This window comes from Sulfurimonas sp. (genome assembly GCF_023228785.1).
GTDB lineage: Bacteria > Campylobacterota > Campylobacteria > Campylobacterales > Sulfurimonadaceae > Sulfurimonas.
In genome coordinates this window covers 1-13,124 of the sequence record NZ_JALOAN010000015.1, presented here as the reverse complement: position 1 = coordinate 13,124, position 13,124 = coordinate 1, and the positions used below count along the sequence as shown (strand labels likewise).

Sequence of the window (13,124 nt, the reverse complement as noted above, 5' to 3'; positions counted from 1 at the left end):
TATTTAGTATATTATAATATTTTATATATACAAAAAATGATTATTAATATTTAAAACTATTTATAAAAGATTACTATTTGTTACAATCAGTTAAGCTGATGATCAAATTCTGGAACTATCTCTTTTAGTTTTTTTAGTTTATTCTCACTTTTTAAAAGCTCTTGTATATCTTTGTTTAACTGCTCTATATCATAAACACTTGGTCTTGCCACAGTTATAGACTCATACTCTGTTTGACAGTCAGTGTCATCTAGAAGTAACTCTTCAAATAGTTTTTCTCCAGGACGAAGTCCACTAAATTCTATTTCTATCTCTTTCTTACCACTTAGTTCTATCATCTTTTTAGCTAGATCTACTATCTTAATAGGTTCACCCATATCAAGAATAAAGATCTCTCCACCACTTCCAATAGCTCCAGCTTGGAGCACTAACTCACACGCTTCTGGGATTAGCATAAAATATCTTGTAATATCAGGATGTGTTACAGTTATATTTTGTCCATTTTCTATCTGAGATTTAAACTTAGGGATAACGCTGCCGCTACTACCAAGTACATTTCCAAATCTGACTGCAACGATATCTGTAGAACTTCTTTTACTATTCTGCGCATATAGTTCACAGATTCTTTTTGTTGTTCCCATAACATTTGTAGGTCGAACTGCTTTATCAGTAGATATAAGTACAAACTTCTCAACTTTATGCTTTATAGAGATATCTACTGCATTTTTAGTGCCTATGATGTTGTTAATGATAGCTTCATCAATATTTGCTTCAACTAAAGGCACATGTTTATATGCAGCTGCATGGATAACTATTTGCGGTTTATGAAGCTTAAATGTTTCTTCAAGAGCATCTCTGTCTATTACACTCTGCATTACACAAACTTTCTCAACCTTTGTAATCTCTTCTGCAACTCTATAAAGATTGTATTCACTATTGTCTAAGAGTATAAGTTTTTTTGCACCAAACTTCTCACACTGTCTCGAGATCTCACTACCAATACTTCCACCAGCACCAGTTATTAGTATGGTTTTATCTTTTATAAAACTCTCTATCTTTTTCTTATCGAGATCTTTAGGGTTTCTTGCTAAGAGATCTTCAACTGAGATCTCTTTTAATTGAGTTGAAAAATCTTTTGACTCAAGTATCTCATCTATAGATGGAAGGATTTTTATCTCATGAAAATATTCATTTAGTTCGTTATATATATTTTTTGTAATATTTTTTGAGATGGAGGGCATTGCAATGACTAAAAGATCATACTTTTGTCCTTTTATTTTTCTCTTTAGTCTCTCTTTTGAAATAACTTTAATAGCATCTATGGAACGATTTTGAAGCACCTTATCATCATCTATAAAACACCTTACTTTATACTCACTATGGGCAAACTCACTCTCTAACTTTATCCCTGCTCTTCCTGCTCCATATATAACTACTGATTTTGTTTTTTCGATCTTTGAGCGGTTGATAATGTAGTAATAAAGATACATAGTAAAGTTTATGCTAAAGAGGTATATAAATAGTTCTGAGACCATAAAAGAAAATCTAATCTTTCCATAGAATATAGGCAAGTAGAGTAAAAATGCAGCTATATAGACCACACTCTTTGTTAAAAATGTTTTTTGAGAAACTTTAGACCATGAGAGAGAGTAGTCGCTAAAAAAAGCCACCGAAGCAATCATTCGGATAGCTACAACACTTAAAACAATATAGAGTTCGAACTCTTGATGATATATAAAAAATGTCCACCAAAATGTTAAAAAACTAAAAACTATAATGACTAAAAAATTTAAAACACGCTTATCTATGTTGAACATTTAGTCGCTCTTTAAGTATCTTCTTTCCAGCTTCAACACCAGGTTGGTCATAAGCATTTATGTACATAAACTTTGCACATAGAGATGTTAAAAGCTCATACTCATACATCAAGCTAGCAATGCTTGTCTCACTCACTCCATCTATGGTTATCACATCACATGGGATATCATTTAGGTTGTTTATAGATTCTATGGTTGCGTCTGCTTGTTGGTTTATGAGGTATGAAAACTTGATACCATCGATATAGTCTAACTCTTCAAGCCCTTCTAATTTAACATGAGGAATCTCTAGATCACTTGCAAAGTCTTCTACTTTGATAACGGTAACTGTCTTATCTCTTTTACCCTCTACTATAAGTTGTAAAAATGAGTGTTGGTCTATAGGACCTATAATTCCAATTGGCGTTAAACCTTGTCTACTTGAGTTTATGTCTATTTTACCCAAACTCTCTCCCCAAAGTTGTATATACCAGTCGTTAAAACCCTCTAGTCTTGAAGAGTAAGAAAAGACGACATTTATGTTGTAATTATGCTTATACTCAGCGAAAAATCTCGCTTTTTTAAGTAGTCTCACATAAGCCTCTTCTTTATCAAAGAAGCTATTATATATCTTTTTAGCACCACTTAAAAGTTCATCTATATCTATCCCAACTATCGCTAAAGGAACTAGACCAACTGCACTAAATACTGAAAATCTTCCACCTACATTTTTTGGTATCTCAAAACTTTTTATAGAGTTTTGCTGTGCGTAGTAATTGAGCTTAGAATCACTCTCCGTGATAACTAGAGTATTATCCTTATTGCACTTTATCAAAGAGTTTATATACTTAAAGATAGAAACTGTCTCTATAGTAGTTCCTGACTTTGAGATCACCACAAAAAGAGTATCTTTTAGATCTATAGCTTCAAGTTTTGATTTTATATCTATTGGATCTGTAGTTTCCAAAAAATAGAGCTGTTTTTTTAAATTTTTAGAATATTTCAAGTACTTGTAGATTGCGTAAGTTCCAAGTGTACTTCCACCGATACCAATCACCACAATATTTGACTGTTTCACCTCTTTAGCATACTCTTTAAAAGCAGTTGTATCTTGGTGGACAAGGTTGTAGTAACCTATACTCTCTTTCTCTTTTTGTATCTCTGCAAATACATCTTTATCTGAGATGCATGGGTTGAAGTTGTGGGTATATTTCATATCTATTCCTTAAAATTTAATTGAGCTCTCTAGTTAATCTATAAACTAGATTCCGTGTCAAGCACGGAATGACGGATACGCGCCATACTAAACAAACTGTCATCCTGAACAAACAAACTGTCATCCTGAACAAACAAACTGTCATCCTGAACAAACAAATTGTCGTCCTGAACAAACAAACTGTCATCCTGAACAAACAAACTGTCATCCTGAACAAACAAACTGTCATCCTGAACTTGATTCAGGATCCAACTTAATAATTTTTCAAAGCATTCAATTTCTAATGCGTAAAAAAACTGGAAATCTAGGGTTACCCTTTGATGTAAGTCCATAATATTTAAATGTAATTATAGCACCTATTTTTGGTGGATCTGCCCTTTGTGCATCGCTTAATCCACTCCCAATTTTTATAATTTTACCATCTTGCATCTTACATACCAAAGAGCCCACCATATCTTTGTACTTTCCCTTGCCTTTTGTGTAGTTAACTACTTCACACTCTGTATCATTAAAGCTTTTAACTTTTAAAGCATTGTTGTTTCTTTGTGCATAATAATCCAAACTTCCATCTCGAACAACTAAACCCTCAGCACCCTTTATTTCTAACTCTTTTAAGTACTCTTCAAGGTGCTTATTATCTCTTACTTTTATCTGCTTTATAAGTTTTATATATTTTGACTTCTTTACAAGACTTAAGCGCTCTAGAAGTCCACCTTTAGCATTTGGAACTTCAAAAATATTGTAAGTAAGTTCACTCCATCTAGCTTTATCATCCTCTGTGCTTACAATTGAGTTTATGTTTGAGAAGTCTTCTCTTTTGCTCCACAACTCACCATCTAGCTCACAAGAAGGAAATTTTTTTGTAAAAAAACTAGGCGCATTAAAATCATTTCCAGCTCTTGAGATGAGTCTTTTGCCATCCCAATAAGCTCTAACACCATCGAGTTTTTCACTCATATACCATGAGCTTACATTGATATCTTTGCTATATACATTGAGTAGAAAAAGTTCTGGTTTTTTAGCATAAAGAGATGATAAAAGAAGAAAAAGTATTAAAAAGAATTTCATATCAAAGCTTTGATCTTCTCTTCATAGATCTTAGCACCTTCAACTCTCTCATGCTTTAGAGCTCCTTTTAGTAGAAGCTTGTATTTTTTGAGAAGTTCCTCTCTTATCATCTCTCTTTTTTCACCCAAAGAGATCTCTTGCATAAGTTTTTCTAAAGACTGCACACGAAACCTATCCATACCCCAAAACTTTGTACTTAACTGATCAGCAGATCCTCCATACTTTGTAATAAGCTTCTTATCAACTAAACCAATTTTATATTCTTGCGAGACTCTTAACCACAGATCATAATCTTCACAAACCTCTAAAGTCTCATCAAAATACCCAACAGAGTCAAAAAGAGATCTATGCATCAAAGCAGATGATGGTGCTATTATGCAGTGAGATAGTGAGGCTTTAAAGAGATTCCCACCAACTTTTGCATATTTTTTTGCAACTTTAACCTCTTTAGCATCTCTTATCCACTTCTCATCTGTATAGCTTATTAGTAGATCTCTTTGATCTCTATGTAAGTTTGCTTGCTCTTTTAGTTTATCTTCATGCCACTCATCATCAGAGTCTAAAAATGCTACCCACTCATATTTTGCAGATCTTATACCAGCATTTCTTGCACTTGAAACACCAAAATTTTTTTGATATATGTAAGTTATGTTAGGAAAATATTTTATAATTTGAGAGGTTTTATCATCAGATCCATCATCCACTACGATGATCTCTTCTGCTTGATGAGTCTGCGCAAAAACAGATGCTAAAGCTCTCTTTAGAACTTCAAATCTGTTGTAAGTTGGGATGATTACTGAGATCTTCATTGTAGTAGCTTAAGAGTCTACCACTCTTTTATCTCATTATAAATACTATCTCTCTCAACTGGAATAAAGCCGCTGTTTTTTATAAGGGCTACAAACTCATTTAACTCAACTCCATTTGCACTTGCAGCTCCTGCTGCGGAGTTTATAGACTCTCTCTCTATAGTTCCATCGAGATCATTTGCACCAAACTCTTGAGCAACTAAAGCTAGGTTTACAGTTGAAGTAACCCAGTAAGCTTTTATATTTGGCACATTATCTAAGACTATGCGACTGATGGCAATAGTTCTTAAGATCTCATCTGCACTTATATCTTTTTCAATTTTTAAGTAGTTGTTTTCTGTCTGATATACAAGTGGAATAAAAGCGTTAAAGCCCTTACTTCTATCTTGCAGATCTCGTATGCGCATCATATGATCTATGCGGTTTGCCCTGCTCTCAACATGACCAAAAAGCATTGTAACATTTGACATTTTACCTCTTGCGTGCCACTTCTCATGGATCTCAAGCCACTGATCTGATGTAACTTTTCCTTTACAAATATAGTCACGAACCTCTTCATCGAAGATCTCAGCTCCACCGCCAGGCATAGAATCTACACCATTTTCAACCATAAGATCTAAGATCTCATCGTAACTTTTGTTGTACTCTCTTGCTAAAAAGTCAACTTCTGCCGCTGTTAATGCTTTTACATGCATATTTGGATATGCCTCTTTTATCTTCTTAAAGATACCAAGATACCAGTCAAGCCCAGTCTCAGGGTTGTGAGCGGAGACTATATGCACCTCTTTTATCCCGCGACTCTCTACATCTTTTACTATCTTCATGATCTCATCATGTGTCATTGTGTAGGGATTTGGATTTTTTCTGTTTGCTGAGTATGCACAGAACTTACAGATGTCTGCACAAATATTTGTTGGATTTATATGGCGGTTTATATTGAAGTATGTTTTTTTACCATGAAGTGCCAATCTTTTTACATCGGCTAGCTGACCTAGCTCAAAAAAATCCATCTCATAGAGGCTAAGAGCCTCTTCAGATGTGATTCTTTGACCATTTAATATCTTCTCTTTTAAATTCATTTTTTATCCTAAAATTTTGACTTTTGGATTTTTAGCGATAGCACAGACTAGCTCCGCTGCCTCTTTGTTTAGAGATCTTAGCTTTAATATATTTGTAGTAGTATCAGACTCTTTAAAGTCAAATTTTTCATCTTTATTTGTAAGCATGATTATACTCGGATCTACTCCATATTTTAAAAATCCCAAGCTTTGTTTTACTAACTCATCTTCATCTCTATGAGCAATAAGAAGATCCACTCCACCAAAGTTTTTGATAGTAAACTCTAACGCTTTTTGCACCTCATCACTAAGTGATGAATCGCATTTAAGTTTTACGAGATCTGCTTTTTCTAAACTTTCATCACTCCCAAGAACAACCACAGATGCACCTTTTTTTTGTAAGATCTCAGCACTCATCTTTGAGGCTTCACTCTGTCCACTTACAAGTGCAATCTTGCCCTCAAACTCTTGCTTAGATGAAGATTTTTTAAGCTTCGCTTGCTCTAGTTCCCAATACTCAACATCAAAGATCTCAGATGGACTAAGAGCTTTATACCCGCCTAGTTTTTCGGCTTTTAGTATAGCTTCAAAAGTATGCTCATTTATATCTTGGATAATTTTTGCTTCTTTTTTACTTTTGCCAAAACTAAGAGATCCAAGATCTTTTAAAATTGCAAAGTTTGGAGCTGGGTTTAGAAGTATTTCATCTTTTTTGTTATTTTCAAAATATTTAATATATTCATCTACATAAGATTTTAGTTCCATCTCAGCAGATATGAAACTAGAGCAATTTAAAATAGCAGGTACTCTCTTTGTTCGTATCACATGATCTGGTGTTAGAGGTCCTCTTGTAGCTATTTGTTCTACATTCTCTTTTGAGAATTTTTGCGCAAGAGGTGAGTCATTAAACAAAGAGATCGTAGCCTTGCCTTTGAGTTTTGAGGTCTCTTGTCTTATCTTAGCTAATTCTATTAGCTGTTCTGTAGGAAGCGAGGTTTCAACCTCGTTAAGATCTAACGAAAGTCTAGCTCCATTCTCAAGCAAATATTTCTCAGCTAAATCCACAAACTCTATAGTCTTCTCATATGACTCTTTCGCATCATCACTAAAAGTAAAGAGACCATGATTCATTAAAACCATAGCATCTATCTCACTCCAATTGAGATCCTTGGTCATCTCATAAACAAGTTTTGCAAGAACAAAACCGGGCATGATGTAGGGGATGATGAGAACCTTATCTCCATAAAGCTCTTTTATTCTTGTCTTTCCATCCTCTGTATTTGTAATAGTTACAACAGCATCAGCGTGAGTATGATCTACAAATTTGTAAGGGATGATGGCATGAAGAATTGCCTCAACAGAAGGGTTTGGAGCGGATGGGTTTGTCATAGCAAGTCTTTGGTACTTAACCATATCGCTATCACTCAAACTCTCTAGTTTTGCCATTTGAAGTAGCATATCCATCTTTACAGGTGCAAAACCCTCAGCTTCAATGGTTGCTAGATCCCAACCACTTCCCTTTACATATAGTATCTCTTCGCTCTCGCCAAAAAGATTAGTCTCGCTTGATTTTACAGAGGTATTTCCACCACCGTGAAGTACTAAAGAGCTATCTCGTCCTAGTAGTCTTGATGTATAGACTCTAAGATCTAAATCTGTTTTAATCTCACTTGCATCTTCATATAAACTTTTCAAACTATTCCTTAATACTTTTTACTTTTTTAGTTTCTCAAAAATCTCTAAAGCATCTAACTTTTCCCATGGATAATCACTCTGCCCTACTTGTCCACGAGCTGCTACATCAGCATAAAGAAATGTTGTAGCACTTGGGCTATCTAGTCCAAACTTCTTAGTGATCCAGTTAGGAGTTAGTGAGAAGTTTTCACTCACAAAAGTAGAGAGTTTATCATCATCAAGACCTTTACTAACAGTTCCATATGTATCTACCGAAACCGAAGTTGGTTTTGCAACACCTATAGCGTAAGAGAGTTGAACTGAGCATTTCTTAGCAAAGCCCGCTGCAACTATGTGTTTTGCTACCCAACGAGCCGCGTAAAGTCCACTTCTATCTACTTTTGTGTAATCTTTAGATGATTGTGCCCCTCCGCCAATAGGTGCGTAACCACCAAAACTATCAACTATAAGTTTTCTACCAGTCAGACCACTATCATGAAGTGGAGAGTGACTTACATATCTGCCAGTTGGATTTAAATGTATGATTGTTTTTTTAGGGTCGTACAAGTTTGTAGGAAGTCCTGCATCGTCGATCAAACCTTGAAGCAGTTCTCTTACTTCTTTGATGTCCATATCTTCATTAGATGGAGCCGAGACTACTATAGTATGGATCGAAATAGGATTACAATTTTCAAAGTTCTCTTTAGTTCCATAGTCGAGTGTGACTTGAGTCTTTATGTCAACTCCAAGCTTATGGTTGTGTTTTAGTGCATATTGGTAAACTTTGTCACTTAAAACTCTCGCGTAAGTAATGGCCGCTGGCATAAAGTCAGCTGTCTCATTAGAAGCATAACCAAACATGATGCCCTGGTCCCCTGCTCCAGTCTCTCCATCTTCTTGATCTACTCCCTGATTTATATCTGGTGATTGTTGATTTAGAAGAACTTGAACTTTTACATCCTCTGGATATAGACACTGCTCTTTTGTAAAAGCACTCTTTCCATCATAACCGATACCAATAAGTGCATCTTTAACTATCTTTTCATAGTCTTTATCACTAAGTTTTGCCTTTGATGTAACTTCGCCACCTATGATGACATGCTTACCAGCTACAAAAACCTCTGATGCTACTCTACTTTGTGGATCTTCTATGATGAGTCTATCGACTATGCTATCTGCAATAATGTCTGCACATTTGTCTGGGTGACCGGGGGATACTACTTCGCTTGTAAATAAATACATTTTTTTCCTTGAATTATTATCAGTCCACAGGGAATGTTACCCTATAGACTAGTTTGCAAGACACTTTTGATCTAGGTTATAAGCCTGGTGCCTTCCACATTGAAGTCGTGATATTATCATCAACTAACTTTAGTTGCGCTTCATAAGCGCTCTCAAATTTTTGCTTAAGTTCTTTGTAGATCTCATGATTTTTCATATCTGGTTCGTAGGTTTTACTCCATACTACAAGCTTACTTGCAGCATCACACATTGACTCATAGATCCCAGCTCCAACACCTGCTGCCATTGCACCGCCTAAAGCTGTAGCTTCTGTTACTTTTGGGATCTTTACCTTGCATCCTAGAACATCACTAAGGATCTGAGACCATAAAGCCCCACGACTTGCACCGCCTGCAAAGACTATCTCCTTTACTTCAACACCTGTAAACTTTTTTATTTTGTCAAGGTTTATACTAGAGACTATTGCCGCATTTTCTTGCAAACTTCTAAACATAGATGCACGGTTACAGATCTCTGGATCTAGACTTAGATTTAAAAAACTAGGGCTTGCATGGTACCACTTGCCATACTTCATAGAGTCTGAAAATATCGGAATAATGCCGTGTGAGCCAACAGGAACTTTTGAAGCTTTTTCTTCTAAAATAGCATAAGCATCAACGCCCTTCTCTTTTGCTTCAAGTTTCTCTAACTCACAAAAAGCATCTCTAAACCAACGCATAACTAAACCACTAAAAAAGGTAATGCCCTCTGCTTGTGATTGATCTGGAATAACATGAGGATTTACTCTTATGCCCATATCTTTTGGTGCTGGAGTTTTACTTGGTATGTTTACCACTTGTTGCCAAAAAGAGCCGCCTAAAATTGCAGCATCTCCTATCTTTACAACTCCAAGTCCTGCAGATCCAAGCTGAACATCTCCGCCACCCATCACAACTTTTGTACTTGTTGAGAGATCTGTCTCTTTAGCAGCGGCCGCACTTACAGTTGCTATAACAGTTCCAACTTCCACACATGGCACAAAAATATCATCTTTAAGTCCAACTTCTTTTGCCATCTCACTCATCCAGTCGCGAGACTCTAGTGAAAATATCCCAGTAGTCCCAGCATTACTAGGATCTGTAAATATTTTACCGCCTAGCTTTGCTAAAATCCAATCACCTATCATAGAGATTTTCGCTACTCTCTCATAGATCTCAGATCTATTGTTTTTTAGCCACATTATCCTTGGTAAGGCTCCTAGAGCAAAAGTTTGACCTGAGAGAGCGTAAAATCTCTCTTCAATGCCATCAAAATTTTCTTTTAGATCTCTTACCTCTTTTGAAGCCCTAGCATCAACATTTGCAACAGCCCAAAGCTCACGGTCATTTTCATCATAAAGCACGATAGCCTCACGCATACTCGTAGCACTCACAGCTAAGATCTCATCGCCACTTATCCCTGCAAGAGAGATGGCTTTTTTGATGCACCCAACTGTAAGTTCCCAGTTTTTCTCAAAGTCAAAACTCATAGAAGAAGCAACCCCATCTTCAGCCAAATGAGTCCACTCCTCTTGAGCAACGCTTATCTGATTGCCTAAAGTATCAAAAATAACCGCCCTAATACTTCCAGTCCCAGCATCTATAGCCATTAAATATTTCATCTATTTGTTTCCTAAAAATGTTTTTTATCACTCTATTTTTTGTGACAATAATATAATGATTTGCTTTTTTTGTAAAGGACATATAATTTTTAAGGACTTTAATAAAAAAGAGCATAAAATCTTAAATATATGTCAATCTACAACTAATCTAACTAAATAAGTGAAATAAAAGGACATTCAAGGTGTTGATTCAATTTGTGATTTTCTAGTTAATTACGATAAAATGTTCCTTGAATAAATTCTTATCACATATAAATCAAAAGGGAAATTTTGGAAATTAGATATCAAGTTTTTGTTAGCTCAACTTATGCAGATTTAAAAGACGAAAGACAACATGTCCTTCAAGCACTGATGGAAATGGATTGTATTCCGGCAGGAATGGAATTATTTCCAGCAGCCGATGAAGAGCAGTGGGAATTTATAAAAACTATTATTGATGATTGTGATTACTACCTATTAATTATAGGTGGTAGATATGGTTCTGTAACTGATGATGGAATAAGTTATACTGAGAAAGAATTTGATTATGCTGTTGAAAATGGCTTAAAGGTTATTGCATTAATACATAGTGAGCCTAACGATATTCCATTTGGAAAATCCGAACAAGATCCTATTTTAAGAAAAAAATTATTAAACTTTAAAGATAAGGTAGTGGAAGGACGATTAGTTAAGTTTTGGAAAAATGCGGAAGAGTTACCCGGTCAAGTAGCGCTCAGCTTAACTAAAACAATAAAAATGTATCCCGCAGTTGGTTGGGTTCGTGCTAGTAATGCAGCGAATGAAAATGTTTTATCTGAGATTAATGAATTAAGAAAACAGAATCTTGAATTAGAAAGTTCATTAAAAAATTTTACAAGTCAACAGCCTACTATAGTTAAAGATATTGCTGATATAAATTCACTTTTTACTGTCCATGGGTCATACAAGACACAAAAGTCTGCATATAGTATTAATCATACATTTGAAATTAATATTTCATGGAAAGAAATCTTTACTCTAATAGCTCCTTATTTAATTGAACATCCAAGTGATACAGGTGTCAAGTTAAAACTAGCCTCATTACTTCATGAGAAGAATGGTGAACATTCATCTGGGTATTCTATAACTATTAATGATCAAGAATTTAAAACTCTTACTATTCAGCTAAAGGCTTATGGGTTAATACTAACAAATTATACTAAAACTACTAAAGGTGGCATGGCTCTTTTTTGGTCTTTAACACAAGAAGGTGAACAGTTAATGATAGAGTATCGAGTTGTTCGAAAACATGCCTAACAAGTACAAGGAACGCAATAATATACCCTACGGAAAAATTATCGTTTATGACAACCGTTATGTCACAATAGTGTTTACTTAATTAAAAAATTTATATAAGGATTGGTTATGGGGTTATTTGATTTTTTCAAAAGAAAGAAAACAGCTTTAATTCCAAATAAAAGCACTAACCTTTCAGTTAAGGGTCTGAGCATCCATGAAGATTTAATGGAACTAGTTTGGATTGGAGATGGAAAGTATAAAAATTATGAACAATCCAAAGAAAATGAAAATTCATTTGAGGTTGATGGTTTTCGAATATCAATTTCGTTTCAAAATCAAGAAGAGCCAAGTCTGATATATACAAATCAAAAAATCAATAAAATAGAAGATTTAACTTCTATTGAAAAACCATCATATTGGCCAACTTATTCAGAATTAACACCTGAGCAAAAATGGGTATATCTAACACTCCTCTCAAACCCATACAACAGTGCAATAGACATCGGCTTTGTTTTTATCTTATATTATGGCTTAGAAAGACACTTACTTTGTGGGAATTTTGAAGAAGCTATTTCTGTTATTTTAAAATTGAGAGATGTCCATACAAATAAATCATTTCAATCTTATTCTGCAAATGCAATAGTTCTATCATGTATGTTACATAAAAGAGGCGATCTTGTTTTAGATTTTATAAATTCACTAGATAAAGAGCATGAATTATCATTTTCTAATAATTTATTTTTAATCTGTTATTATAGTTTTGATATTCATTTACTTCCAAAAGATGTAATGAGGATGGCCTCTACTTTTGAATTTAACAAAAAAAACTATATAAAAAAACATCCAGAATTATTTTTACAAAGCCTTACTGAAGCAATAGAATCAAAACTAAAAATAGATACTATTGATTTGAAAAAATATTTAACAGCTAGTGAAATAAAAAAAGTGAAACAACAAGAGGTTGGTATATTTGCGAATATGTCAATTATAGATAAGTCAATTACAATTCCACTTCTTTCTGATAATTTTAAATTAAAAAGAGAAATGTATAATTTCTTAGAAATCGCTCACGAGGATGTAAAGAAAAAACTTGCTGAAATGAGAAAAGCAAAAAAGTCCCATACCTCAAAGAAAGAACTTGAATAAAGACATAACAAAACGCAGGAGCCGATATTTGACCTAAGGACGGGTCAAATATTGCTCTCCTTAACCGTTAGCATACATATATTTACATAAACTATTTAAGTTCTACCAATGGGAACTTTGTTATAATACCCCTCATGAGAATAATTTCAAAAAAAACTCTTAAAGACTTCTATATGAACCCACAATATTCAGATAGCAAGAGTGCTTTGGAGTCTTGGC

At 34.5% G+C, this 13,124-nt stretch carries 10 protein-coding genes; 2 read left to right on the top strand and 8 right to left on the bottom strand.

What is annotated here, in order from left to right; genetic code table 11:
* Positions 1–86 precede the first annotated feature (86 nt).
* The 8 genes from pglF to lsrK form a co-directional block, all read right to left on the bottom strand.
* The gene (gene pglF / locus M0Q24_RS05370) at positions 87–1,817 is read right to left on the bottom strand and encodes a UDP-N-acetylglucosamine 4,6-dehydratase (configuration-retaining) (protein WP_295048184.1); all 1,731 of its coding nucleotides are present in this window, start codon (positions 1,815–1,817) and stop codon (positions 87–89) included.
* Positions 1,801–3,012, bottom strand: a complete 1,212-nt coding sequence (locus tag M0Q24_RS05365) for a glucose-6-phosphate isomerase (protein WP_295048182.1) — start codon at positions 3,010–3,012, stop codon at positions 1,801–1,803. The genes pglF and M0Q24_RS05365 overlap by 17 nt, the downstream gene beginning before the upstream one ends.
* A 273-nt stretch (positions 3,013–3,285) precedes the next feature.
* The gene (locus M0Q24_RS05360; RefSeq protein WP_295048180.1) at positions 3,286–4,080 is read right to left on the bottom strand and encodes a DNA ligase; all 795 of its coding nucleotides are present in this window, start codon (positions 4,078–4,080) and stop codon (positions 3,286–3,288) included.
* Complete coding sequence (locus tag M0Q24_RS05355; protein WP_295048178.1) at positions 4,077–4,889, bottom strand: glycosyltransferase family A protein; 813 nt, start codon at positions 4,887–4,889, stop codon at positions 4,077–4,079. The genes M0Q24_RS05360 and M0Q24_RS05355 overlap by 4 nt, the downstream gene beginning before the upstream one ends.
* Positions 4,890–4,906: 17 nt before the next feature.
* A complete protein-coding gene (mqnE, locus tag M0Q24_RS05350) occupies positions 4,907–5,968 on the bottom strand; it encodes an aminofutalosine synthase MqnE (RefSeq protein WP_295048176.1) in 1,062 nt (353 codons plus the stop codon).
* A gap of 3 nt (positions 5,969–5,971) precedes the next feature.
* A complete protein-coding gene (locus M0Q24_RS05345) occupies positions 5,972–7,642 on the bottom strand; it encodes a class II aldolase/adducin family protein (RefSeq protein WP_295048174.1) in 1,671 nt (556 codons plus the stop codon).
* 18 nt (positions 7,643–7,660) lie between these two features.
* On the bottom strand, positions 7,661–8,863 hold the full coding sequence (gene metK, locus M0Q24_RS05340) for a methionine adenosyltransferase (RefSeq protein WP_295048172.1): 1,203 nt from the start codon (positions 8,861–8,863) through the stop codon (positions 7,661–7,663).
* Between the two features lie 76 nt (positions 8,864–8,939).
* Positions 8,940–10,502: an autoinducer-2 kinase gene (gene lsrK / locus M0Q24_RS05335; RefSeq protein WP_295048170.1), complete on the bottom strand. Its 1,563-nt coding sequence runs from the start codon at positions 10,500–10,502 to the stop codon at positions 8,940–8,942.
* A 270-nt stretch (positions 10,503–10,772) separates the two neighbouring features.
* On the opposite strand from lsrK, the gene M0Q24_RS05330 reads away from it, so the two are divergent.
* Positions 10,773–11,777 carry a DUF4062 domain-containing protein gene (locus tag M0Q24_RS05330; protein ID WP_295048168.1) on the top strand — a complete coding sequence of 335 codons (1,005 nt, stop codon included), beginning with the start codon at positions 10,773–10,775 and terminating at the stop codon, positions 11,775–11,777.
* A gap of 108 nt (positions 11,778–11,885) precedes the next feature.
* Complete coding sequence (locus M0Q24_RS05325) at positions 11,886–12,905, top strand: TerB N-terminal domain-containing protein (protein WP_295048166.1); 1,020 nt, start codon at positions 11,886–11,888, stop codon at positions 12,903–12,905.
* Positions 12,906–13,124: the final 219 nt, after the last annotated feature.

Coding starts and splice junctions, on each gene's coding strand:
- pglF (WP_295048184.1), bottom strand. CDS start 1,817: ATGTTCAACATAGATAAGCGTGTTTTAAATTTTTTAGTCATTATAGTT.
- lsrK (WP_295048170.1), bottom strand. CDS start 10,502: ATGAAATATTTAATGGCTATAGATGCTGGGACTGGAAGTATTAGGGCG.
- M0Q24_RS05325 (WP_295048166.1), top strand. CDS start 11,886: ATGGGGTTATTTGATTTTTTCAAAAGAAAGAAAACAGCTTTAATTCCA.
- metK (WP_295048172.1), bottom strand. CDS start 8,863: ATGTATTTATTTACAAGCGAAGTAGTATCCCCCGGTCACCCAGACAAA.
- M0Q24_RS05360 (WP_295048180.1), bottom strand. CDS start 4,080: ATGAAATTCTTTTTAATACTTTTTCTTCTTTTATCATCTCTTTATGCT.
- M0Q24_RS05355 (WP_295048178.1), bottom strand. CDS start 4,889: ATGAAGATCTCAGTAATCATCCCAACTTACAACAGATTTGAAGTTCTA.
- M0Q24_RS05365 (WP_295048182.1), bottom strand. CDS start 3,012: ATGAAATATACCCACAACTTCAACCCATGCATCTCAGATAAAGATGTA.
- mqnE (WP_295048176.1), bottom strand. CDS start 5,968: ATGAATTTAAAAGAGAAGATATTAAATGGTCAAAGAATCACATCTGAA.